The organism is Pseudomonas azerbaijanorientalis (assembly GCF_019139795.1).
Lineage (GTDB): Bacteria > Pseudomonadota > Gammaproteobacteria > Pseudomonadales > Pseudomonadaceae > Aquipseudomonas > Aquipseudomonas laurylsulfatiphila.
This window is the reverse complement of record NZ_CP077078.1, coordinates 972387-997169: the sequence shown is the minus strand read 5'-3', so window position 1 is coordinate 997169 and position 24783 is coordinate 972387. Positions and strand designations below refer to the sequence as shown.

Here is a 24783-nt window from a genome sequence, read left to right as displayed (position 1 = left end):
AAGTGGGCGCAGATGTTACCCAACACAATCAAGGCTGGCAAGCCGAATTCAGGCAGAAACTTCAGTAACCAGTTTTGCCAGCTCTTCGGCATAGCCGCGAACCAGGGTTTCGTCTTCGCCTTCAACCATCACACGCACCAGCGGCTCGGTTCCGGACTTGCGCAACAGCACACGCCCACGCCCTGCCATCGCCTGGGTCACACGCTCGCTGGCCTCCTTGACCGATGGATGCTCGAGGGGATTTGCACCACCGCCGAAACGCACATTGATCAGCACCTGGGGGCACTTGCGCAGCGCCTGACGAGCCTGCGCCAGACTTTCATCCCGCGTGCGCAGCGCCATCAGCACCTGCAGCGCGGCAATGATTGCATCACCCGTGGTGGTGTGACTGAAGCACACAACGTGTCCGGAGTTTTCACCACCCACGATCCAGTTGCGCTCCAGCAATTCGGCAATCACATAGCGGTCACCGACATTGGCACGCACAAAGGGAACACCGAGGTCAGCCAAGGCCAGTTCCAGCCCCAGGTTACTCATCAGGGTTCCGACCACGCCGCCCTGCAGCTTGTCGCGCTCATGCAGGTCACGGGCAATGATGAACAGCAACTCGTCGCCATCGACCACCGCACCCGTGTGGTCGACCATTTGAACGCGATCGCCATCACCATCGAAGGCGATGCCCAGATCGGCATGTTCAGCCACGACGGCAGCCTGCAGCGGCCCCATGTGGGTCGAACCGCAATTGTCGTTGATGTTCAACCCGTTCGGCTGCGCCGACAGCACGACGACTTCCGCGCCCAACTCACGGAACACACTCGGCGCCACTTTATAAGTTGCACCGTGAGCGCAATCGATCACGATCTTCATTCCGGTGAAGCTGGTGCCGGTGGGCACGCTGCTCTTGCAGAATTCGATATAGCGTCCCGATGCGTCGTTGATTCGCGACACTTTGCCGATCTTGCTCGACTCCACCACGGTCATTGGCGTATCGAGCAACTCTTCAATCATTAGCTCAACCTCATCCGGAAGCTTGGTGCCTTTGCCGGAGAAGAACTTGATGCCGTTGTCATCATGCGGATTGTGCGACGCACTGATCACGATGCCGGCCTCGGCATGAAAGGTGCGCGTCAGGTAGGCGATCGCCGGGGTCGGCATTGGCCCAAGGAGCATCACATCGGCACCCGCGGAAGTAAGCCCCGCTTCAAGTGCAGACTCGAACATGTAGCCGGAGATCCGGGTGTCCTTGCCTACCAATACCTTGCAGGCGCCCATCTTGCGGAACGCCATGCCGGCAGCCCAGCCGAGCTTGAGCATGAAATCAGGAGTAATCGGGTATTCACCGACACGCCCACGAATACCATCGGTGCCAAAATATTTTTTGCTCATAAGTGCTCCATCATTCTTATTCGGCTGATTCCACTGCGGCGATCATCCGCACCACATCCACTGTTTCGGCTACATCATGGACGCGCAATATACGCGCACCTTTCGCCGAAGCCAGCGCCGCGAGCGCCAAACCGCCATACAGCCGGTCTCCCACCGGACGATTCAATGCCTGGCCAATCATGCTCTTTCGCGAAACCCCGACCAACAGGGGTCGCCCCAGCGCATGCAGGGCTTCCATATGTTTGAACAAGCTCAGATTGTGCTGCAAGGTCTTGGCGAAACCAAAGCCGGGGTCAAGAATGATCCGCTCCGCTGGAATACCCACCAACGAACACTGATCCATGCGCTCGGCGAGAAACTCACCGACTTCCCTTGTAACGTTCTGATACTGCGGATTGTCCTGCATATCGCCTGGCTCGCCCAGCATATGCATCAGGCAAACCGGCAGACCGGTGGCCGCCGCGGCATCCAGCGCACCATCGCGGCGCAACGAACGTACGTCATTGATCAACCCGGCACCCAAACGCGCAGTTTCACGCATGACGGCTGGCGTTGAGGTATCGACCGAGATGATGACGTCCAGCTCGCGAGCAATGCGCTCGACAATTGGCGCTACGCGCTCCAGCTCCTCAAGCGGCGACACCGCCCTGGCACCAGGACGGGTGGATTCGCCACCGACATCGATCAGCGTCGCACCGGCCGCCACCATGGCTTCGGCGTGGCGCATGGCCGCGTCGAACTGGCTGTATTGGCCACCATCGGAGAACGAATCAGGAGTGACATTGAGGATACCCATGACATGCGTCTGGGCCAAATCAAGAACCCGGTTGCCGCAAGGCAACCGGGTCGAGGACTGAACAGAAGTCATTTCAAACCTTATACGTCAGCAGCAGGACCGCCGATCGGTGTTTCCGGACGCTCATCCTGCACCACCGGCGGGGTGCCGGAAGTACCCGTGCCACCCGACCAGTCGCGTGGCTCGCGAGGCGTACGACCCGCCATGATGTCGTCGATCTGCTCGGCATCGATGGTTTCGTACTTCATCAAGGCATCAGCCATGGCGTCGAGCTTGTCACGGTTGTCGGTGAGGATCTGCTTCGCCGTGCCATAGCACTGATCGATGATGCTGCGCACTTCGGAGTCGATCAGCTTGGCCGTCTCACCGGAGAAGCTTGCACTTTGACCGCCACCGCCGCGACCGAGGAACACTTCACCCTCTTCTTCGGCATACATCAACGGCCCGAGTTTTTCCGAAAGCCCCCACTTGGTCACCATGTTCCGCGCAATCTGGCTGGCACGCATGATGTCGTTGGAGGCACCGGTGGTCACGCCATCGAAGCCCAGGGTCATTTCTTCTGCGATACGACCGCCATACAACGAGCAGATCTGACTGATCAATGCACGCTTGGACAGACTGTAACGATCCTCTTCCGGCAGGAACATGGTCACACCCAACGCACGACCGCGCGGGATGATCGACACCTTGTACACCGGATCATGCTCAGGCACGACGCGCCCCACAATGGCGTGGCCCGCTTCGTGATAAGCCGTGTTCTGCTTTTCTTTCTCGGACATGACCATGGATTTGCGCTCGGCGCCCATCATGATCTTGTCTTTCGCCAGTTCGAACTCTTTCATCTCAACGATGCGTTTGCCCGCACGGGCAGCGAACAGCGATGCCTCGTTCACCAGGTTGGCCAGGTCAGCACCGGAGAAGCCCGGGGTACCACGAGCGATCACGGCCGGAGCAACGTCGTCACCCATTGGCACTTTGCGCATGTGAACCTTGAGAATCTGTTCGCGGCCACGAATGTCCGGCAGACCGACCACAACCTGACGGTCGAAACGGCCTGGACGCAGCAACGCAGGGTCCAGCACGTCAGGACGGTTGGTCGCGGCAATCACGATGATGCCGTCATTCATTTCGAAGCCGTCCATCTCGACCAGCAGCTGGTTGAGCGTCTGCTCGCGTTCGTCGTGACCGCCACCCATGCCAGCGCCACGATGGCGACCGACCGCATCGATTTCGTCGATGAAGATGATGCATGGAGCGTGTTTCTTGGCCTGTTCGAACATGTCGCGAACACGGCTGGCACCCACACCGACGAACATCTCGACGAAGTCGGAGCCGGAAATGGTGAAGAAAGGTACTTTGGCTTCGCCGGCGATAGCCTTGGCGAGCAGGGTCTTACCGGTACCCGGAGGACCGACCATCAGCACACCGCGAGGAATGCGGCCACCCAGGCGCTGGAACTTGCCCGGATCGCGCAGGAACTCGACCAGCTCACCGACTTCTTCCTTGGCTTCGTCGCAACCGGCAACGTCAGCCAGGGTAGTTTTCACCTGATCCTCGGAGAGCAGGCGCGCCTTGCTCTTGCCAAAGCTCATCGGCCCGCCCTTGCCACCGGCACCGCCCTGCATCTGCCGCATGAAGAACATGAACACGGCGATGATCACCAGGATCGGGAAGCTGGCGACGAGGAGTTGGGTCCAGATGCTTTGCTGCTCAGGCTGCTTGCCTTCGACCACGACGTGGTTGTCCACCAGGTCGCCGATCAGGCCGTTGTCCTGGATCGCCGGGCGAATGGTCTTGAAGCTGTCGCCATCGTTGCGTTTGCCGGTAATCACGTAGCCATCAACCGCCACGCGCTCGACCTTGCCATCCTTGACCTGCTGGATGAAGTCGGAATAGTTGAGGGTCTGCGGCTCGTTAGGGCTGGAGAAGTTGTTCATCACCGTCACCAGGACAGCCGCGATGATCAACCACAGGATCAGATTCTTTGCCATATCGTTCAATTAACTACCCTCTGAAGCAAGCTCCGCTACTGGCGCGCGCTTCGCATGATATTCACCGGCCTAACTTACTACATTACCTACAACTTGGCAGGCGCCGTCTGTAACCCTTTGTGAAACACTTCCTACACAATATTCGCTAATTCTGACAAGGCGTAATACAAAAATCCTATCACCCCGATCGAAAATTCACTCATTCCTCACTGCGACCGCGGAAACCGCGGCCCAGCAGGTACTGCTCGCGAGAACGGTCGCGCGACGAAGTCGGCTTGCGCATCTGTACCTTCTCGAACTGCTGGCGAACGCTCTTGTGGAACTCGTCGAAACCTTCGCCCTGGAAGATCTTGATCAAAAAATCACCACCGGGCTTGAGCACCCGCGTCGACAGATCCAGTGCCAATTCGCACAGGAACATCGCACGCGGCATATCAACGGCCGGCAATCCACTCATATTGGGGGCCATGTCGGAAATCACAAGGTCTACTTCTTTATTTCCGACGGCATCGAGGATCTGAGCCAGCACGGCATCCTCGGTAAAGTCGCCTTGAATAAAGGTGACGTCGGGGATGCTGTCCATTTCAAGAATGTCAGAAGCGATCAGTGTGCCCTGCCCGCCAATCAGACGACTGGTCACCTGCGACCAGCCACCCGGAGCCGCACCCAGGTCGATTACGCTCATGCCCGGGCGGATCAAACGGTCCTTCTCCTGGATTTCCAGCAGTTTGTAGCTGGCGCGGGAACGGTACCCGTCTTTCTGTGCCATTTTGACGAATGGGTCGTTGAAATGTTCTTGCAGCCACTTAAGGCTTGTCTTGGAACGGGCCACGGGATACCTCGGAATTAAAACGGGTCGTGATTAACTGGGCGGTCCCGGACTCGCTCGGGTAAACTGGCCGCCGCTTTTTACAAGATCAGACGCAGGGGTCAGATTATGCCGCTCACTCAAGAGCAGAAGAAACAGTACAAATCCATTGGCCACCATCTGAAACCAGTTTTGATTGTGGCAGACAATGGTTTGACTGAAGGTGTGTTAGCCGAACTCGAACGCGCTTTGGCGGATCACGAGCTGATCAAGATCAAGCTCAACATCCTCGATCGCGAATCGCGCCTGGCGTCCATTGCAGAGCTCTGCAAGGTCGGCAAAGCGGATCTGGTTCAGGTCATCGGCAAGATGGCACTGATCTACCGCAAGAACTTCAGCGTCAACAAGCAGCTGTCGAACGTCCATCGCTTCAAGTGATGGCAAGGGTCAAGGGTGTGCCTGGCGCACCCTGCCACTCCACCCCGGAACCGGCTGCAACACCAGCACCAGCCCGGAAAAGCCCAGGACAAGATAGCTGAACGCCTGCCAACGCAGCGCATCCGGCCAACCGAAGCGCACCACGAAGAACATCGCGCACGCATACAGTGCCATCAACAGCAGTTGCCCGCGTATATCCCGCCATAGACTGACAAGGCCCTCGGCCTTAATCAGCACCAAAGCCTGAAAAATCAAACACGCCGTAGCGAATCCCACTACCAGCGCATTGAGCGTACCTGCGATTTCGTCGATCAGTAGCGGCGCCAGGCCAATTCGGCCCAGCACCGGCAACAGACCAACTTGCAACAGCCACAAGCCACCGACCCACAACATCTGGGTCAGTTGCCAAAGCATGGCGCCCGCAAGAAACGGGCGCCGGCCTTCAGACGTGGCGAACTTCGACAATCTCGTACTCGATAACACCGCCAGGCGTTTTCACAGCGACCACATCACCCTCTTCCTTGGCAATCAAGGCGCGAGCGATCGGCGAACCGACGGAAATCTTGCCCAGCTTGATGTCAGCCTCGTCCTCACCAACGATCTGGTAAGTCACGCTTTCATCGGTTTCGACGTTGGCGATTTCGACGGTGGTGCCGAAAATCACCTTGCCAGTGTGAGGAATGGTCGTCACATCGATGATCACCGCGTTCTGCATGCGGCCTTCGATGTCACGGATCCGCGCCTCGACCATACCCTGCTGCTCGCGGGCAGCGTGGTATTCGGCGTTTTCCTTCAAGTCGCCCAACTCGCGGGCCGTACCGATGTCCTGGCTGAGCTTCGGACGAACGACCTTGGTCAGGTGAGTGTGCTCTTCTTCCAGGGCGCGAGCGCCCTGAACGGTCATTGGGTACTTCGTTATGCTCATGCCTTCAATCCTGCGTGTAGATCCTGCAAGCGGCGCACGGTCTTCTCGGGACCGAACTTCAGCGCTTCGCAGATGGCTTCGCCAGCAGCAATGGTGGTGGTGCAGTAAATCTTGTGCTGCAGGGCATTACGACGAATGGAGTACGAATCAGCGATCGACTGACGACCTTCGGTGGTGTTGATGATCAGCGTGACTTCGTCATTCTTGATCATGTCGACCACGTGCGGACGACCCTCGGTCACCTTGTTCACACGGCGCACTTTCAGGCCTGCAGCCTCGATCAGCTTGGCAGTCCCGGCAGTGGCAACCACTTCGAAGCCCAAGTTGATCAGATCACGGGCCACGCCTGCAACCAGCGGCTTGTCGTCGTCACGTACGCTGATGAACGCAGTACCGCCGGTCGGCAACACTTCGCTGGCACCCATCTGGGCCTTGGCGAACGCTTCACCGAAGGTGTCGCCCACGCCCATCACTTCACCGGTCGACTTCATCTCCGGGCCGAGGATCGGGTCAACGCCAGGGAATTTGGCGAACGGGAACACCGCCTCTTTCACGCTGTAGAAGTTCGGGATGATTTCCTTGGTGAAACCCAGTTCTTTCAGGGTTTTACCGGCCATGACGCGCGCTGCGATCATCGCCAGGGAAACACCGATGCACTTGGACACGAACGGTACGGTACGGGAAGCGCGCGGGTTGACTTCGATGACGTAGATGTCTTCGCCTTGCAGCGCCAACTGAACGTTCATCAGGCCGACCACGCCCAGTTCCAGGGCCATTTTCTTGACCTGTTCGCGCATCTCGTCCTGGATGTGCGCCGGCAGCGAGTACGGCGGCAGCGAGCACGCGGAGTCACCGGAGTGAACACCGGCCTGCTCGATGTGCTGCATGATCGCGCCGATTACCACATCTTTACCGTCGCAGACCGCATCCACGTCCATTTCGATGGCGCAGTTGAGGAAGTGGTCCAGCAGCACCGGGCTGTCGTTGGACACTTGAACCGCTTCACGCAGGTAGCGCTTGAGTTCTTCTTCTTCGTAGACGATTTCCATCGCACGACCGCCCAGTACGTAGGACGGGCGCACCACCAACGGGTAACCGATCTTGGCGGCAGCACGAATGGCTTCGTCTTCGCTGCGCACGGTGGCGTTTGGCGGCTGACGCAGGTTCAGGCGCTGAACCATTTGCTGGAAGCGCTCACGGTCTTCGGCACGGTCGATGGCGTCAGGGCTGGTGCCGATGATCGGCACGCCAGCAGCTTCCAGGGCGCGGGCCAGTTTCAGCGGGGTCTGGCCGCCGTACTGGACGATCACGCCTTTCGGCTTCTCGACGCGAACGATTTCCAGCACGTCTTCCAGGGTCACTGGCTCGAAGTACAGGCGATCAGAGGTGTCGTAGTCGGTGGAAACGGTTTCCGGGTTGCAGTTGACCATGATGGTCTCGTAACCATCATCGCGCAGGGCCAGTGCCGCGTGTACGCAGCAGTAGTCGAACTCGATGCCCTGGCCGATACGGTTCGGACCGCCGCCCAGGATCATGATCTTGTCGCGACCCGATGGCGCTGCTTCGCACTCTTCCTCGTACGTCGAGTACAGGTAAGCGGTGTCGGTGGCGAACTCGGCAGCGCAGGTGTCGACGCGCTTGTAGACCGGGAAGATTTCCAGCTTGTGACGATGAGCACGCAGGGCCTTCTCGGTCACACCCAGCAGCTTGGCCAGCCGCATGTCGGAGAAGCCTTTGCGCTTGAGGCGGAACATCAGGTCACGGTCGATGCTGGTCAGACCCAGGGTCTTGACCTTCTCTTCGTCCTTGATCAGGTCTTCCATCTGCACCAGGAACCAAGGATCGATCATGGTCATGCCGAAGATGTCTTCAACACTCATGCCGGCGCGCATGGCGTCCGCCACGTACCAGATACGCTCGGCGCCCGGCACGGTCAGCTCTCGCTTGAGCACGCTCATGCTTTCCGGGTTGCTCAGATCAACCTTCTCGTCCAGGCCGCAAACACCAACTTCCAGGCCGCGCAGGGCTTTCTGCAGGGATTCCTGGAAGGTACGGCCGATGGCCATGACTTCACCCACCGACTTCATTTGGGTGGTCAGGCGCGCGTCAGCCTTGGAGAACTTCTCGAAGGCGAAACGTGGCAGCTTGGTCACGACGTAGTCGATGGACGGTTCGAAAGACGCCGGGGTCTTGCCGCCAGTGATGTCGTTCGACAGCTCGTCGAGGGTGTAGCCCACAGCCAGCTTGGCCGCGACCTTGGCGATCGGGAAGCCAGTGGCTTTCGAAGCCAGCGCCGAGGAACGCGATACGCGCGGGTTCATTTCGATCACGACCATGCGACCAGTGTTCGGGCAGATACCGAACTGAACGTTGGAACCACCGGTTTCCACGCCGATCTCGCGCAGCACCGCCAGGGAGGCGTTACGCAGGATCTGGTATTCCTTGTCGGTCAGGGTCTGTGCCGGAGCAACGGTGATCGAGTCACCGGTGTGCACGCCCATCGGGTCGAAGTTTTCGATGGAGCAGACGATGATGCAGTTGTCCTTCTTATCGCGGACAACCTCCATCTCGTATTCTTTCCAGCCGATCAGCGATTCGTCGATCAGCAGCTCTTTGGTTGGCGACAGGTCCAGACCACGGGCGCAGATTTCTTCGAACTCTTCACGGTTGTAAGCGATACCGCCACCGGTGCCGCCCATGGTGAAGGACGGACGGATGATGCACGGGAAGCCGAGCTTCTCGAGGACCGCGTTGGCCTCTTCCATGCTGTGGGCGATACCGGAACGCGGGCACGCCAGGCCGATGGACTTCATCGCCTTGTCGAAACGCGAACGGTCTTCAGCCTTGTCGATGGTATCGGCGTTGGCACCGATCATCTCTACGCCGAACTTCTCCAGAACGCCTTCGCGCTCCAGGTCCAGGGCGCAGTTCAGGGCGGTCTGGCCACCCATGGTCGGCAGCAGCGCGTCCGGACGCTCTTTCTCGATGATCTTGGCAACGGTCTGCCACTTGATCGGCTCGATGTAGGTGGCGTCGGCCATGGCCGGGTCGGTCATGATGGTGGCCGGGTTGGAGTTCACCAGGATGACGCGGTAACCCTCCTCGCGCAGGGCTTTACAGGCCTGGGCGCCGGAGTAGTCGAATTCGCAGGCCTGGCCGATCACGATCGGGCCAGCGCCGAGAATCAGGATGCTTTTAATGTCTGTACGTTTTGGCATGGGTTTGTCACTCAAATCCGCAGGTCAGTCGGCAAGCCGTCTTGTTCAATCTCTGAAGACTTGAGGGGGCCGCCGATGCGGGACCACCCTCAAGCTTTGCTACATCATGGCGAGCGATCAGCGTCGCTTGGCCATCTCGTTGATGAAGCGATCGAACAATGGCGCCACGTCGTTCGGGCCAGGGCTGGCTTCCGGGTGACCCTGGAAGCTGAAGGCGCTCTTGTCGGTACGCTCGATCCCTTGCAGGGTGCCGTCGAACAGCGATTTGTGGATCGCGCGAACGTTGGCCGGCAGGGTGGCTTCGTCCACGGCAAAACCGTGGTTCTGGCTGGTGATCATCACCACACCGGTGTCCAGGTCCTGGACCGGGTGGTTGGCACCGTGGTGACCGTGACCCATTTTCAGGGTCTTGGCACCGGAGGCCAGGGCCAGCAGTTGGTGACCGAGGCAGATACCGAAGACCGGGATCTCGGTTTCCAGCACGTCCTTGATCGCCTGGATCGCGTAGTCGCATGGCTCCGGATCACCAGGGCCGTTGGACAGGAACACGCCGTCCGGCTTCAGCGCCAGCACATCGGCAGCAGGGGTTTGCGCCGGCACCACGGTCACGCGGCAACCGCGCTCGACCAGCATGCGCAGAATGTTCACCTTGACGCCGTAGTCGTAGGCAACCACGTGGTACGGCAGCTCGGAAGCTTCGATGGTCGCGTGGCTGTCGGTTTTCAGATCCCAGACAGTCGAACGCCATTCGTAGCTGTCCTTGGTGCTGACAACCTTCGCCAGATCCATGCCTTTCAGACCAGGAAAACCCTGGGCGGCGGCGATGGCGGCTTCTTCGGAAATGTTGTCACCGGCCATGATGCAGCCGTTCTGCGCGCCTTTTTCACGCAGGATGCGCGTCAGGCGGCGGGTGTCGATACCGGCGATGGCTACAACGTTGTTGGCCTTCAGGTAATCGGACAGGGACATCGTGTTACGCCAGTTGCTCGCCACCAGAGGCAGGTCACGGATGACCAGGCCAGCGGACCAGACGCGGTTGGACTCGGCGTCTTCCGGAGTGGTGCCGGTGTTGCCGATGTGCGGGTAAGTCAGGGTAACGATCTGTTGGGCGTAGGAAGGATCGGTAAGGATTTCCTGATAGCCGGTCATTGCGGTGTTGAACACCACCTCACCAACGGTTTGACCGTCGGCTCCAATGGCTTCGCCGCGAAAAATGCTGCCATCAGCAAGGGCGAGTATGGCTGGCTTAGTCAAGAAGACCTCCCGTAAATAAAGCCTGAAAGGGCGATCGCAGGTTGTAAAAAAGCGGAGTGACGTATGGACACGTCACCCCGCTTCTTCACTGAATTATTCTGCGCGCTTTTAGTGGACACACTAAAGCTGTAGCTTACAGAAAAAGGCCTTTTCGGTCTACCGCCAATGAGCCTTAAAGGCTGGAGAATGCGACAGGACGTCGCTTGACGGAACAAAACCGGGCTCGAACGCTGTGCGCGAGCCCGATTTCGGGTGCATCTTAACGCAGATCGAGCACGTCTTGCATGTCGTAAAGGCCAGGCTCGCGCCCGTCCAGCCACAATGCAGCACGTACCGCGCCCTTGGCGAAGGTCATGCGACTGGACGCCTTGTGGGTGATCTCGACACGCTCGCCGTCGGCGGCAAACAGCACGGTGTGATCACCGACGATGTCGCCGGCACGCACAGTGGTGAAGCCGATGGTTTCACGATCACGCGCACCGGTCTGGCCTTCACGGCCATACACCGCCACTTTCTTCAGGTCACGACCCAACGCATCGGCAATCACCTCACCCATGCGCACGGCAGTGCCGGACGGCGCGTCGACTTTATGCCGATGGTGAGCCTCGGTGATTTCGATATCGACATCGTCACCCAATACGCGAGCAGCCGTGTCGAGCAACTTCAGGCACAGGTTGACCCCGACACTGAAGTTGGCCGCGAAGACAATCGGAATGTCCTTGCCCGCTTCCGCCAGCAACTGCTTTTCTTCAACACTGAAGCCCGTGGTACCGATGATCATGGCCTTGCCGTGTTTACGACAGAAAGCCAGGTTCTTCAGGGTCACCGTCGGGTGTGTGAAGTCGATCAGCACGTCGAATTCGTCGACCACCCGATCCAGATCGCCGGACAGCGGCACGCCGATGCGACCGATAGCCGCCAGTTCACCGGCATCCGCACCGACCAGCGTGCTGTCAGGACGATCCACTGCCGCCGTCAACCCGGCGCCTGGTGCCTGCTGCACCGCTTCAATCAGGGTCTTGCCCATGCGCCCGGCGGCGCCCATCACTGCAATACGTCGCATGCCTGTCTCCTTACAAATCGCCGAAGAAGCGTTTCACGCCTTCGAACCAGCCAGTGGTTTTCGGCGAATGGCTGTTGTCGTCCGCCAGCGAACTGCGGAATTCCTCGAGCATTTCGCGCTGGCGACGGCTCAGGTTGACCGGCGTTTCGACCGCCACACGGCACATCAAGTCGCCCGCACCACCGCCACGCACAGGAGCGACACCCTTGCCACGCACACGGAACTGCTTGCCGGTCTGGGTCCCCTCGGGGATCTTCAACTTGACCCGGCCATCAAGGGTCGGAATCTCCAGCTCGCCACCCAGCGCCGCATCGACGAAGCTGATCGGCACTTCGCAGAACAGGTGCTTGCCATCACGCTGGAAGATCGAGTGCTCGCGCACGTTGATCACCACGTACAGATCACCGGTCGGGCCACCCTGGGCACCCGCCTCGCCTTCGCCGGACAGACGAATGCGGTCACCGGTATCGACGCCGGCCGGCACTTTCACCGACAGGGTCTTGTACTCTTCGACGCGACCTTCGCCGTGGCAGGAATCACACGGATCGGAAATGATCTTGCCCTGGCCATGGCAGCGCGGGCAGGTCTGCTGCACCGAGAAGAAGCCTTGCTGCATGCGCACCTGGCCGATACCGCCGCACGTCGGACAGGTCACCGGCGAAGAACCTTTCTTGGCACCGGAGCCATCGCACGGCTTGCAATTGACCAGCGTCGGAACGCGGATATTCACGGTCGTGCCGCGTACCGCTTCTTCCAGGTCCAGCTCCAGGGTGTAGCGCAAGTCACTGCCGCGCTGAGCGCCGCCACGGGAACCGCCGCGACCGCCACCGAAGAAGTCACTGAAGACATCGCCAAAGATGTCGGAGAAGTTCTGGCCACCGAAACCGGCACCGCCGCCACCCATGCTCGGGTCGACACCGGCATGGCCGTACTGGTCGTAGGCCGCGCGCTTGCTGGAATCCGATAGCACTTCGTAGGCCTCGTTGGCCTCCTTGAACATCTCTTCCGACGCCTTGTCATCGGGATTACGGTCCGGGTGGTGCTTCATCGCCAGGCGACGGTAAGCCTTTTTCAGGTCCGCTTCGCTTGAGCCACGCTCAACACCCAATACTTCGTAATAGTCACGCTTTGCCATAAGTCTTTGCACTCTTGAGGACGTCCGGCAAAACCCTCCTGAGTTTGCCGAACTCGTTGAGCCCCAATACAGGCCCGGACCCAACTCACGTCAATTCAACGATCCTGGTCTTTGTTTCAAAGTGGCACTTTCGGCTCGGAAAGCAGGAGCATTCCCGGGCATGCCAGCAGCATCCGAACTTCGTCGCATGCTGTAAAAATTCGCGTATTCCAGATACGCCAACGCGGGAGCAAGCTCCCGCGCGGCGACATCCTACCAGTCACCGCCTAAAGGCAGTCAACCGGCCGACCAACAACTTACTTGTGGTCTTTGACTTCTTCGAACTCGGCATCGACAACGTCGTCAGCCTTCTCTGCCGATTCGCCCTGCGGTGCAGCGCCTTCAGCAGGCTGAGCCTGTTCGGCGTACATCTTCTGCGCCACCGGAGCGGAGACTTTCGACAGCTCTTCAACCTTGGCGTCGATAGCGGCCTTGTCGTCGCCTTTGACGGCGGCTTCCAGGGCAACTACGGCAGCTTCGATTGCAGTCTTCTCTTCGGCAGTCACTTTATCGCCGGCATCGGTCACCATTTTGCGCGTCGAGTGAACCAGTGCGTCGCCCTGGTTACGGGCAGCGGCCAGCTCTTCGAACTTGCGGTCTTCCTCGGCGTTAGCCTCGGCATCACGCACCATGCGCTCGATTTCCTCGTCGGACAGACCGGAGTTGGCCTTGATCACGATCGACTGAGTCTTGCCGGTGGCCTTGTCCTTAGCACCTACGTGCAGGATGCCGTTGGCGTCGATGTCGAAGGTCACTTCGATCTGCGGCACGCCACGTGGAGCTGGTGGAATGTCGGCCAGGTCGAACTTGCCCAGGGACTTGTTCTGAGCAGCCTGCTTACGCTCGCCTTGCAGCACGTGAATGGTCACGGCGCCCTGGTTGTCGTCGGCAGTCGAGAACACTTGCGATTTCTTGGTAGGAATCGTGGTGTTTTTCTCGATCAGCGCAGTCATCACGCCACCCATGGTTTCGATACCCAGGGTCAGCGGGCTGACGTCGAGCAGCAGAACGTCTTTTACGTCACCGGCCAGTACCGCACCCTGGATGGCAGCACCCATGGCAACCGCTTCGTCCGGGTTGACGTCTTTACGAGCTTCTTTACCGAAGAACTCGGTGACCAGCTTCTGAACCAGTGGCATACGGGTCTGACCGCCCACCAGGATCACGTCGTTGATCGCGCCAACGTCGATACCGGCATCTTTCATTGCGATGCGGCAAGGCTCGATGGTGCGCTGAACCAGGTCTTCCACCAATGCTTCGAGCTTGGCGCGGGAGATCTTCACGTTCAGGTGCTTCGGACCAGTGGCGTCTGCAGTGATGTACGGCAGGTTCACGTCGGTCGACTGGCTCGAGGACAGTTCGATCTTGGCTTTTTCAGCGGCTTCTTTCAGGCGCTGCATGGCCAGCGGGTCACCCTTGAGGTTCATGCCGCTTTCTTTCTTGAATTCGTCGACGAGGTAGTCGATCAGACGAATGTCAAAGTCTTCACCGCCCAGGAACGTGTCACCGTTGGTGGCCAGTACTTCAAACTGGTGCTCGCCATCGACTTCAGCGATCTCGATCACGGAAACGTCGAAAGTACCGCCGCCCAGGTCGTAAACGATCACGGTGTGATCGCCCTTGGCCTTGTCCATACCGTAAGCCAGAGCAGCAGCGGTTGGCTCGTTGATGATACGTTTTACGTCCAGACCGGCGATGCGGCCGGCGTCTTTGGTCGCCTGACGCTGGCTGTCGTTGAAGTAGGCCGGAACGGTGATCACCGCTTCAGTCACGGTCTCGCCGAGGTAGTCTTCGGCGGTCTTCTTCATTTTCTTCAGGATTTCAGCCGAGATCTGTGGCGGTGCCATTTTCTGGCCGTTCACTTCAACCCAGGCGTCGTTGTTGTCAGCCTTGACGATCTTGTAAGGGACCATCTGAATGTCTTTCTGCACGACTTCTTCGTCGAAACGACGACCGATCAGACGCTTCACCGCATACAGGGTGTTATGCGGATTGGTCACAGCCTGACGCTTGGCCGACTGGCCAACCAGGATTTCGCCATCGTTGGCGTAAGCGATGATCGACGGCGTGGTACGCGCGCCTTCAGCGTTTTCAATAACTTTGGCCTTGCCGTTTTCCAGCACGGAGACGCAGGAGTTGGTAGTCCCCAGGTCGATACCGATAATTTTGCCCATGTTCACTCTCCCGAAACTTTGGATTTGGTTGCCGCAGCAGTGGTGGCTAACTGCGGTAGCACTTAAACGCTTGACTTATAAATGGGGGCCTTGCGGCGGATTTCAAGCCTGCTCGTCAATCGAAGGCGAAACCGGCGCAGGCGCCTTGCTGACCACAACCATCGCCGGGCGCAGCAGGCGACCATTGAGCTGATAGCCCTTCTGGAACACCTTCAGAACACTGTTCGGCTCGACATCGGCGCTTTCCTGCATGGCCATCGCCTGATGCTGAACGGCATTGAACGGTTCGCCATGCGGATCGATCGCTTCAAGCTGATAACGCTTGAGAGTGTCGTGGAACATTTTCAGGGTCAGCTCGATGCCTTCGCGCATCGGACGAATGCTTTCGTCGTCCGGGCTGGACAGCTCCAGGCCGCGCTCCAGGCTGTCGACGATCGGCAACAGGTCGCCGGCGAATTTTTCCAGCGCAAACTTGTGAGCCTTCTCCACATCCTGCTCGGCGCGACGGCGGACGTTCTGCAGATCGGCGGCTACACGCAAAGCCTGATCCTGAGCGCCTGCCAGTTGCTCTTCGAGCACTTGTACACGAGCCGCCAGGTCTTCACCCGAAGCCTCGGGCGCCTGGTTGGCGTCTGGGTTTTGCGTATCCACTGTCTGTTCGTCAGCCATAGATTTCTCCTTTCAATATCGTCCGCGAGCTCAACTCGCGCTTCTGCCCAGCTATATGGGGCCGCAAAATCCGGCTTCAAGGGGCGTCGATGATTAACCCTACAAAAAACAATCGCATTGTCATGCCAGCTCGCGATAAGGGTTTTGTCGGACCGAGCGAATCGAGCTAACGGAGGGCATTGTCAGCCAGAAACAAAACACTGTATAAATAACCAGACCTAACACCTGGGAGCGGCCCATATGCTGGTGCACCTGTCCGTACACAACTACGCCATCGTTGAACATCTCGATCTCGAACTCGATCGCGGGATGAGCGTGATCACCGGGGAAACCGGCGCGGGCAAGTCGATCATGCTCGACGCGCTGGGCCTGACCCTGGGCGATCGTGCCGACAGCGGCGTGGTCCGCCCGGGCGCCGACAAGGCCGATATCCTGGCCACCTTCGATCTGGCCGACATTCCGGAAGCCAGCGCCTGGCTGGCCGAACGCGACCTCGAAAACGACGGCCCGTGCATCCTGCGCCGGGTGATCACATCAGAAGGTCGCTCGCGCGGCTACATCAACGGCACGCCCTGCCCGCTTGGCGATCTCAAGGCGCTGGGCGAGTTGCTGATCGACATTCACAGCCAGCACGAACACCAATCCCTGCTCAAGACCGACACCCACCGCCGCCTGCTCGATGAATATGCCGGCGCAACGGATCTGGCCCGCCAGGTTCAACTGGCCGCCCAACGCTGGCGCCAGACCCGCCAGGAACTGGAGCGGCTCTCCAACTCCGGCGACGAGCAACGTGCACGTCATCAATTGCTCAGCTATCAACTCGAAGAACTGGAAAACCTTGGCCTCGGCGACAATGAGCTCGAGCAGCTGGAACAGGAACACAAGAACCTGACCAACGCCGAAACGCTGCTGGGGATTTGCCGGCAAGTCGTCGAACAATGCAGCGAAAGTGATTCCGGGAATGTCCTCAACGCCCTCACCGCCAGCCTCAACCGCCTGTCGAGCGTGAACAGCTCGATCGGCGCCCTCGGCGAAGCCAGCAGCTTGCTGACCAGCGCACAGATCCAGGTTGAAGAGGCCGTGGGCGAACTGAACCGCTTCCTCGACAATTTCGATGCCGATCCATCGCGCCTTCAATACCTGGAAGAACGCCTCGATGCGATCTACACCCTGGCGCGCAAACACCGCATCCAGCCGACTGAAGTGGCCGAGATGCAGCAGAAACTGCTGGATGAAATCGAGACCCTGAATGCCAACGACGAATCCATCGAGCGCCTGAGCGATGAGCTGTCGTCCTATGCCCGTCACTACCAGGAAAAGGCCCGGGAGCTGAGCGATCTAAGGCATCAAGCCTCGAACAGCCTGGCCAGCGCCGTGGAGCAGGAAATCCAGCGACTGGGCATGCCAGGTGGCCGCTTCACCATTGAACTGCGTCCGAACAGCGGCAACGAACTACTGCCAAACGGGCTCGAACAGGTAGAACTGCTGGTCAGCGCCAACCCCGGCCAGCCACTGAAGGCCCTGGCGAAAGTGGCGTCCGGCGGCGAACTGTCGCGGATCAGCCTGGCGATTCAGGTGATCACTGCACAGACCTCCCGCGTACCGACCCTGGTATTCGACGAAGTCGACGTCGGCATTGGCGGCCCGACCGCAGAAATCGTCGGCCAGTTGCTGCGCAGGCTCGGTGAGCGTGGGCAGGTACTGACCGTAACCCACTTGCCGCAAGTGGCAGCTCAGGGCCATCAGCATCTATTTGTGCATAAAGTGCGCGGAGAAGATGCCACCCGCACGGCGGTTTCCAAACTGAGCAAAAACGAGCGCGTCGAAGAAATCGCGCGGATGCTGGGCGGCATCGATCTGACCAAGGAATCCCTGGCTCACGCCAAGAAAATGGTCGTCACTGCAAAAATCTGAAGCGCCCCCTGTAGGAGCTGCCGCAGGCTGCGATCTTTTGACTTTGCCCTTTCTAAAAGCACAGATCAAAAGATCGCAGCCTACGGCAGCTCCTACAGAAACCTTGTGCACCGCAGAAAGCACGAAGGCGACCCTGGGGTCGCCTTCGCTCGTTTCGCGAACGGATGTTCGCGCGACATGCTTACTTTTTCTTGCGTACGTACAGCACCAGATTGTGATCAACCATCTCGAAGCCATACTTGTCGACGATTGCTTTCTGAAGCCGCTCGATTTCTTCGTCGAAGAATTCGATCACTTCGCTGGTCTCGACGTTGACCATATGGTCGTGATGCTTTCCGTCATCCAGTTCGAAGACCGCATGACCTCCGTCGAAGTTGTGCCGCACCACAAGGCCAGCTGCCTCGAACTGGGTCAGAACACGGTAAACCGTGGCCAGACCGACGTCCTCACCAGCCTCCATAAGGGCCTTGTAGACATCCTCGGCACTCATGTGGCGTTGCTCGGCGGAGTCGAGCATTTGCAGAATTTTGACCCGTGGCAGGGTCACTTTGAGGCCGGCTTTGCGTAGTTCGCTATTTTCAACCATGGTCAGCTTTCTCGCGATGCTGCTTCGCAGCTTCTCTTAATGCGGGTATGATCGGCGTTTACGTTGTCCCAGCCAAGATAGTGGAAGTCGCCCACCGATGCAAAACACCAAGCTCTTGCTAACCAGTTTCACCTTTGTGGGACTGCTCGCACTCGCCGGTTGTTCATTCCCCGGGGTTTACAAAATCGACATCCAGCAGGGCAATGTCGTCACGCAGGACATGATAGACCAGTTACGCCCGGGAATGACCCGCAAGCAAGTACGGTTTATCATGGGCAACCCTCTGCTGACTGACACGTTCCATGCCGATCGCTGGGATTATCTGTACAGCCTGCAACCGGGTGGCGGTGAACGCCAACAGGAACGCATCAGCGTTATCTTCAACCCAAATGATCAGCTTGTCAGCCTCTCTGGTGATTTCATGCCAGGCGTGAGCCGTGACGAAGCCATTCTCGGCAAGGACAGCGGCACGACAGTGGCTGCCCCGGCAGAAAACGTCGAGAAGCCAAAACCAGAAAAGCCGGTCAAGCCAGGTTCGCTGCTGGACCAGATCCAGAAGGACGTCGACGGCGTAGAAACCGTTCCGGTCCCGACGCCGCAACCACTGGACACCTCGCCGCAATAATTTGCGACGCAATAAAAAGCCCGGCATGCCCGGGTTTTTTATTGCCTGGTGTTCAAGACACTCACTGATTTCGCGCTTTGGCCTCGGCCGCTTTTGCCGCGCGCAGTCGGCGCACCTCTTTCGGGTCGGCCAGCAACGGGCGGTAAATCTCGATGCGATCCCCGGCCTGGACAGACCGATGCTCTGGATCAGCTACAACCTTGCCGAAGATCCCTACGGGACAATTGGCCAGATCCAGCTCCGGAAACTCCTCAGCCAGAGCAGACCCAAGCAAGGCTGCCCGCACGCTCGTCCCGACCGGCACCGTCAGCGTCAGCAGCACCTGACGGTCCACGGCCGCGTAGACCACCTCGATTTCAATCATGACCTCAACCATGTATCTGCTTGGCACGCTGGCAGAACGCATCCACCAGGGTGTTGGCGGCCTGATTGAACAGCGGCCCCAAGGTGGCACGAACCAGTGGCCCGGCATAATCGAACGACAGATCGAGGCTGATCTTGCAGGCTTTGTCAGTCAGCGCCTTGAATTCCCAGATGCCATGCAATTGGGTGAAAGGGCCCTCTTCGAGGTTCATTTCGATCGACTGCCCAGGAATCAGGGTGTTGCGCGTGACGAAATGCTGGCTAAGGCCACCCTTGGCCACCCCAACGCTCGCCCGCATATGCTCAGGGGAACTCTCCAGGACTTCGGCCGAAGAGCACCACGGCAGAAACTCCGGGTAGCGCGCCACGTCGTTGACCAGGTCATACAGCGCTTGAGCCGGGTACGGCAGCAAGGCCGAACGTGAAATGTGTGTCGTCATGTCAGCGTTACTTCCACAGCTGGGCGGCAAACACTACGAGGATGCCGATGGGCGCCACATAGCGCATCAAGAACAAGGACAGACCAAACAGCGCCGGGTTGCGGATCGACAACTCGTCGCGCACCGCTTCACGCCCCATGATCCAGCCCGCAAACACCACGAAACACAAACCACCAAGTGGCAGCATGAGTCGCGAGGTGAAGAAATCGATCACGCCAAAGAAGTCGAGACCACCGGTTGCTCCCCATTGGTAGAGGTGGAACATCCCGCCTTCATTCACGAAGAACTTGGCCTCCTTCCAGATATTGAAGGAGAACACCGTGCCCAGACCGACAAACCAGCAGCTGAAAGCCAGCCAGAAGGTGACCCATGCACGACTCACTTTAGTGCGTTCCACCAGGTAGGCCACCATCGGTTCAAGCAGGGAAATCGCCGAACTCCAGGCAGCGACCGCCACCAGCACGAAGAACACCACCCCCATCAATTGCCCGAACGCCACGTTGCCGAAGGCAAACGGCAGACTGACGAACATCAGCCCCGGCCCTTCGCTCGGGTTCAGGCCCGCCGCGAAAACAATCGGAAACAATGCCAGGCCAGCCACCAGGGAAACGAAGGTGTCGAGCAGCGCCACGCCAACGACAGTCCCCGATATCGACGAGCTCTTCGGCATGTAGGCGCCATAGATCATGATCGAACCGACGCCCACGCTCAGGGAAAAGAACGCATGCCCCATCGCGGGCAACAAGCCATCCATAACCTTTTCCGGGTGGAAGTCGAACATGAAATGCACGCCCTCCATGAAATGGCCGGTGGTCAAGCTGTAGCCCAGCAGCACCAGGACCATCACGAACAACAACGGCATCATGATGCGCAAACTGCGCTCAAGCCCGGCGACCACGCCCTTTGCGATCACCACCGCTGACAGCAGCATGAAAATCGTGTGCCAAAGTGTCAGGCGCCAGGGATCGGCAATGACATTGCCGAAGTAAGCCCCCACCTGATCCGCGGTCACACCCTGAAAGTCGCCACGCCCCATGTCGATGATGTAATCCAGCGACCAGCCGCCCACCACACTGTAGAACGACAGGATCAGCAACGCCGTGATCATTCCGGCAAATGCGCCCCAGGACCATTTGCCCGATTGCCCCGCCTCGACCGCCAGCGTCTTCAGGGCATTGGCCGGGCTCTGCCGTGCACGCCGGCCGATCAGCGTTTCGGCCAGCATGACCGGCACGCCAATCAGCGCGATGCAGGCCAGGAACATCAGCACGAAGGCACCGCCGCCATAGACGCCGACCATGTACGGGAATTTCCAGATACTACCCAGCCCCACGGCCGAACCGGTCGCGGCGAGTATGAAGACCCAGCGGCTAGCCCAACTGCCGTGGACAGAAACCTTGTCTGTCGACATCGTTATCACGCCCAAGCGTTCAAAAAAGAGGCAGCATTGTCCGGGATTCAATCAACCTGCTCAAGCACGTAGCAACCCCGTAGCCGACTCTGTTGTAACTCCCTATAATGCCGCCCCTATGGCTAAACAGAAGAAACACCCAACAGGGACCATCGCGCAAAATAAAAAGGCGCGACACGATTACTTCATCGAGCACAAGTTCGAGGCTGGTCTGGTCCTGGCCGGCTGGGAAGTAAAAAGTCTGCGGGCAAGCAAGCTGCAACTGGTTGACAGTTATGTACTGCTCAAGGATGGCGAAGCCTGGCTGCTCGGCAGCCACATTACGCCCCTGACGACCGCCAGCACCCACGTCATCGCTGACCCGGTGCGCACCCGCAAGTTGCTGCTCAACCGGCGCGAACTGGAAAAGCTGGCCGCTGCCGTGCAGCAAAAGGGTTACGCCTGCGTGTGCCTGTCCTGGTACTGGAGCAAGCACATGGTCAAGTGCGAGATCGCCCTGGGCAAGGGCAAGAAGGAATACGACAAGCGCGATACCGAGCGCGAACGCGACGCTGGCCGCGAGTTGCAGCGTGCGGTGCGCAACAAGGGCAAGGAAGACTGATTTTTCTGCCTGTGATTCGCAGCGCCATCGAAAAGATCGCAGCCTGCGGCAGCTCCTACATTGGAATGCGTTCTCTGTAGGAGCTGCCGAAGGCTGCGATCTTTTGCTTCAAAAGGTCACATCCCCTTGCGCCGCTCCGCCCGGGCCACGCGCTGTACTTCCTGACGCACTTCTTCCAGCACCTCCTGCACATACAGAATGTGCCGGCTGGAAACTTCCCGCGCCTGCTCCGCCCGCCCTTCGATAATCGCCTGGTACAACTCCCGATGCTGCGTGATCAGCATGTCGCGGGTTTCAGTGCGCTGCTTGTACATGCCACCGATGTTGGTCACCACGTTGCGCTTGAGCAAATCGAAGAGCCCGCGAATGGTATGCAGCAGCACAGCGTTGTGGCTGGCCTCGGCGATCGCCAAGTGAAAACTTGCGTCCGCAGCCCCCTCTTCGGCACGACTCACCTCTTCGTGACGCGAATAGCAGTCCTGTAACGCGTTGAATGCCGCGGTCAGCCGCTCGCGATCCACATCGGTGGCGCGCAACGCAGCGTAGTAGGCGCAGGACGCCTCCAGCGTATGGCGAAACTCGAGCAGATCGCGCTGTGCCTCAGGATTGCTTTCCAGCAGATGCAACAAGGGATCACTGAAGGTGGTACCCAGTGATTCCACCACATAGTTGCCGCCGCCCTGGCGACTGACCAGCAGCCCCTTGGCGGTCAGCTTCTGAATGGCTTCACGCAACGAAGGGCGGGACACGCCAAATTGTTCGGCCAACGCGCGCTCGGCCGGTAAGCGCTCCCCGGCCTTCAGCGTGCCCTCGAGGATCATGCCCTCAAGCTGCTCGACAATATCGTCAGACAAACGGCGCTGACGAATCTGATCAAACCCCATAACTCGATTTCTCCACGATCCGACGGCTCGCCGGGGCTCTATTCTGGCCTATCGGCGCCGCACCAGCACCTGCCACAGCGCATTTGTTCATGCCAGACGGACGACCTGCGCACTTTGCATTCGACAAAAGTTTTAGGGCGGCAAATTGACACACCGCCTACAAGGCTTTTACCCTAGCCAACAGCGATTGTAAATTGGTATTACCAATTATCCAAAAACGCTGATCAGTGCCTGACCAACAACAATTAGGGGCCACCCCATATGCAAACCTGGCAACAGCTCTATACCCCGCTCGGCAGCCTCGGCCTGTCCGCACTCGCAGCCGTCATCCCCATCGTGTTTTTCTTCCTCGCCCTGGCCGTGTTCCGCCTCAAAGGGCACGTGGCCGGCAGCATCACCCTGGCTTTGTCGATCCTGGTGGCGATCTTCGCGTTCCAGATGCCGGTCGATATGGCGCTTGCCGCCGCCGGGTATGGCTTCGCTTATGGCCTGTGGCCGATTGCCTGGATCATCGTGGCAGCGGTGTTCCTCTACAAGCTGACGGTCAAGAGCGGTCAGTTTGAAGTCATCCGCAGTTCGGTCCTGTCGATCACCGATGACCAGCGCCTGCAGGTCCTGCTGATCGGCTTCTGCTTCGGTGCATTCCTGGAAGGTGCCGCCGGTTTCGGCGCGCCGGTGGCGATTACCGCCGCACTCCTTGTAGGACTGGGCTTCAACCCGCTGTACGCCGCTGGCTTGTGCCTGATCGCCAACACCGCGCCGGTAGCCTTCGGCGCCCTCGGCATTCCGATCATCGTGGCCGGGCAAGTGACCGGCATCGACGCGTTCAAGATCGGCGCCATGACCGGCCGCCAACTGCCGCTACTGTCGTTGTTCGTGCCGTTCTGGCTGGTGTTTATGATGGATGGCCTGCGCGGCGTGCGGGAAACCTGGCCAGCAGCCCTGGTGGCCGGCTTGAGCTTTGCCGTGACCCAGTACTTCACCTCGAACTTCATCGGCCCGGAACTGCCGGACATCACCTCGGCCCTGGCCAGCCTGATTTCCCTGACCCTGTTCCTGAAAGTCTGGCAACCAAAACGCGCCGCCGGCCAACACATCGTCGGCGCTGTCTCGGCCTCCGTGGTGAGCGCCAGCGTCGGTGGTTTCGGCCAGAAGCGCACAACCGTGGCTTCGCCTTACAGCCTTGGGGAAATCGTCAAGGCCTGGTCGCCGTTCCTGATCCTGACCGTACTGGTCACCATCTGGACCCTGAAGCCGTTCAAGGCGATGTTCGCCGCCGGCGGCTCGATGTACAGCTTCGTGTTCAACTTCGCGATCCCGCACCTGGATCAGATGGTGATCAAGGTCGCGCCGATCGTGGCCGCGCCAACCGCCCTTCCGGCAGTGTTCAAACTGGACCCGATTTCCGCCACCGGCACAGCGATCTTCTTCTCGGCGCTGATCTCGATGCTGGTACTGAAGATCAACGTCAAAATTGGTCTTACCACTTTTAAAGAGACCTTCTACGAACTGCGCTGGCCGATCCTGTCCATCGGCATGGTGCTGGCGTTCGCCTTCGTCACCAACTACTCAGGCATGTCCTCGACCATGGCCTTGGTGTTGGCAGGCACCGGTGCAGCCTTCCCGTTCTTCTCGCCGTTCCTCGGTTGGCTGGGCGTGTTCCTCACCGGCTCCGATACTTCGTCCAACGCCCTGTTCAGTTCGCTGCAAGCGACCACCGCGCACCAGATCGGTGTCAACGACACCTTGCTGGTGGCGGCGAACACCAGCGGCGGCGTGACCGGCAAGATGATCTCACCACAATCGATCGCCGTGGCCTGCGCCGCGACCGGCCTGGTGGGCAAGGAATCGGATCTGTTCCGCTTCACGCTCAAGCACAGCCTATTCTTTGCAACGATTGTCGGCTTGATCACCCTGGCTCAGGCCTACTGGTTCACCGGCATGCTGGTGCACTAAGGACTACAAGCAAAACGGCAAAAACCGACGCCGGGCCACGCCCCCGGCGTCCGCAATTCACACCCCGGTCTGTAAGGCTGCTGAAAGCTTCCGGCTCTATATTCAGC

At 59.1% G+C, this 24783-nt stretch carries 22 protein-coding genes; 5 read left to right on the top strand and 17 right to left on the bottom strand.

The genetic code is table 11. The features are described from left to right. Window positions 1-48 precede the first annotated feature (48 nt). The 4 genes from glmM to rlmE form a co-directional block, all read right to left on the bottom strand. Entirely contained in the window at window positions 49-1386 is a 1338-nt protein-coding gene (gene glmM / locus KSS91_RS04330) for a phosphoglucosamine mutase (protein WP_217837161.1), read from the bottom strand. A gap of 16 nt (window positions 1387-1402) precedes the next feature. Then, a complete protein-coding gene (gene folP, locus KSS91_RS04325) occupies window positions 1403-2254 on the bottom strand; it encodes a dihydropteroate synthase (RefSeq protein WP_217837160.1) in 852 nt (283 codons plus the stop codon). 8 nt (window positions 2255-2262) lie between these two features. Then, window positions 2263-4173: an ATP-dependent zinc metalloprotease FtsH gene (gene ftsH / locus KSS91_RS04320; protein ID WP_015093436.1), complete on the bottom strand. Its 1911-nt coding sequence runs from the start codon at window positions 4171-4173 to the stop codon at window positions 2263-2265. A 199-nt stretch (window positions 4174-4372) separates the two neighbouring features. Then, the gene (gene rlmE, locus KSS91_RS04315; RefSeq protein ID WP_007988685.1) at window positions 4373-5005 is read right to left on the bottom strand and encodes a 23S rRNA (uridine(2552)-2'-O)-methyltransferase RlmE; all 633 of its coding nucleotides are present in this window, start codon (window positions 5003-5005) and stop codon (window positions 4373-4375) included. A 105-nt stretch (window positions 5006-5110) separates the two neighbouring features. On the opposite strand from rlmE, the gene KSS91_RS04310 reads away from it, so the two are divergent. Further along, on the top strand, window positions 5111-5419 hold the full coding sequence (locus tag KSS91_RS04310) for a YhbY family RNA-binding protein (RefSeq protein WP_007942889.1): 309 nt from the start codon (window positions 5111-5113) through the stop codon (window positions 5417-5419). A gap of 9 nt (window positions 5420-5428) precedes the next feature. Here KSS91_RS04310 and KSS91_RS04305 read toward each other — a convergent pair whose 3' ends face one another. The 8 genes from KSS91_RS04305 to grpE all read right to left on the bottom strand — a co-directional run bounded on the left by KSS91_RS04305 (window position 5429) and on the right by grpE (window position 15896). Beyond that, complete coding sequence (locus KSS91_RS04305) at window positions 5429-5833, bottom strand: hypothetical protein (protein ID WP_015093435.1); 405 nt, start codon at window positions 5831-5833, stop codon at window positions 5429-5431. A gap of 28 nt (window positions 5834-5861) precedes the next feature. Continuing rightward, the gene (greA, locus tag KSS91_RS04300) at window positions 5862-6338 is read right to left on the bottom strand and encodes a transcription elongation factor GreA (RefSeq protein ID WP_032829443.1); all 477 of its coding nucleotides are present in this window, start codon (window positions 6336-6338) and stop codon (window positions 5862-5864) included. A gap of 2 nt (window positions 6339-6340) precedes the next feature. Then, window positions 6341-9562 carry a carbamoyl-phosphate synthase large subunit gene (carB, locus tag KSS91_RS04295; RefSeq protein ID WP_015093434.1) on the bottom strand — a complete coding sequence of 1074 codons (3222 nt, stop codon included), beginning with the start codon at window positions 9560-9562 and terminating at the stop codon, window positions 6341-6343. Window positions 9563-9679: 117 nt separating this feature from the next. Next, window positions 9680-10816, bottom strand: coding sequence for a glutamine-hydrolyzing carbamoyl-phosphate synthase small subunit (gene carA, locus KSS91_RS04290; protein WP_095965946.1), 1137 nt, complete (start codon window positions 10814-10816; stop codon window positions 9680-9682). A 259-nt stretch (window positions 10817-11075) separates the two neighbouring features. Continuing rightward, on the bottom strand, window positions 11076-11879 hold the full coding sequence (gene dapB / locus KSS91_RS04285) for a 4-hydroxy-tetrahydrodipicolinate reductase (protein WP_217837159.1): 804 nt from the start codon (window positions 11877-11879) through the stop codon (window positions 11076-11078). Between the two features lie 10 nt (window positions 11880-11889). After that, the gene (gene dnaJ, locus KSS91_RS04280) at window positions 11890-13014 is read right to left on the bottom strand and encodes a molecular chaperone DnaJ (RefSeq protein ID WP_007973132.1); all 1125 of its coding nucleotides are present in this window, start codon (window positions 13012-13014) and stop codon (window positions 11890-11892) included. 296 nt (window positions 13015-13310) lie between these two features. Continuing rightward, window positions 13311-15227 (bottom strand): molecular chaperone DnaK, encoded by a 1917-nt coding sequence (gene dnaK, locus KSS91_RS04275; RefSeq protein WP_126049196.1) that lies wholly within the window; start codon window positions 15225-15227, stop codon window positions 13311-13313. A gap of 102 nt (window positions 15228-15329) precedes the next feature. Continuing rightward, entirely contained in the window at window positions 15330-15896 is a 567-nt protein-coding gene (grpE, locus tag KSS91_RS04270) for a nucleotide exchange factor GrpE (RefSeq protein WP_007988694.1), read from the bottom strand. A 240-nt stretch (window positions 15897-16136) separates the two neighbouring features. Here grpE and recN point away from each other — a divergent pair, with 240 nt between their 5' ends. Continuing rightward, a complete protein-coding gene (gene recN, locus KSS91_RS04265; RefSeq protein WP_217837158.1) occupies window positions 16137-17810 on the top strand; it encodes a DNA repair protein RecN in 1674 nt (557 codons plus the stop codon). A 181-nt stretch (window positions 17811-17991) separates the two neighbouring features. On the opposite strand, the gene fur is transcribed toward recN, so the two are convergent. Next, on the bottom strand, window positions 17992-18396 hold the full coding sequence (fur, locus tag KSS91_RS04260; protein WP_003197684.1) for a ferric iron uptake transcriptional regulator: 405 nt from the start codon (window positions 18394-18396) through the stop codon (window positions 17992-17994). Between the two features lie 97 nt (window positions 18397-18493). Between fur and KSS91_RS04255 the strand changes: the two genes are divergently transcribed. Continuing rightward, the gene (locus KSS91_RS04255; RefSeq protein WP_007973139.1) at window positions 18494-19021 is read left to right on the top strand and encodes an outer membrane protein assembly factor BamE; all 528 of its coding nucleotides are present in this window, start codon (window positions 18494-18496) and stop codon (window positions 19019-19021) included. A 61-nt stretch (window positions 19022-19082) separates the two neighbouring features. Here the strand turns inward: KSS91_RS04255 and KSS91_RS04250 are convergent, their stop codons facing one another. The 3 genes from KSS91_RS04250 to KSS91_RS04240 are packed head-to-tail and all read right to left on the bottom strand — an operon-like array spanning window position 19083 to window position 21235. Continuing rightward, complete coding sequence (locus tag KSS91_RS04250) at window positions 19083-19397, bottom strand: RnfH family protein (RefSeq protein ID WP_217837157.1); 315 nt, start codon at window positions 19395-19397, stop codon at window positions 19083-19085. Then, window positions 19390-19824, bottom strand: coding sequence for a type II toxin-antitoxin system RatA family toxin (locus KSS91_RS04245; RefSeq protein ID WP_217837156.1), 435 nt, complete (start codon window positions 19822-19824; stop codon window positions 19390-19392). Before KSS91_RS04245 ends, KSS91_RS04250 begins: the two co-directional genes overlap by 8 nt. 7 nt (window positions 19825-19831) lie before the next feature. Continuing rightward, window positions 19832-21235, bottom strand: coding sequence for a sodium-dependent transporter (locus KSS91_RS04240; RefSeq protein WP_217837155.1), 1404 nt, complete (start codon window positions 21233-21235; stop codon window positions 19832-19834). 118 nt (window positions 21236-21353) lie between these two features. On the opposite strand from KSS91_RS04240, the gene smpB reads away from it, so the two are divergent. Beyond that, on the top strand, window positions 21354-21836 hold the full coding sequence (smpB, locus tag KSS91_RS04235) for an SsrA-binding protein SmpB (protein ID WP_007933497.1): 483 nt from the start codon (window positions 21354-21356) through the stop codon (window positions 21834-21836). A 116-nt stretch (window positions 21837-21952) separates the two neighbouring features. Here the strand turns inward: smpB and KSS91_RS04230 are convergent, their stop codons facing one another. Then, window positions 21953-22720, bottom strand: a complete 768-nt coding sequence (locus KSS91_RS04230; protein ID WP_095965953.1) for a GntR family transcriptional regulator — start codon at window positions 22718-22720, stop codon at window positions 21953-21955. Window positions 22721-22981: 261 nt separating this feature from the next. On the opposite strand from KSS91_RS04230, the gene KSS91_RS04225 reads away from it, so the two are divergent. Further along, the gene (locus KSS91_RS04225) at window positions 22982-24676 is read left to right on the top strand and encodes a lactate permease LctP family transporter (protein WP_015093425.1); all 1695 of its coding nucleotides are present in this window, start codon (window positions 22982-22984) and stop codon (window positions 24674-24676) included. Window positions 24677-24783 lie beyond the last annotated feature (107 nt).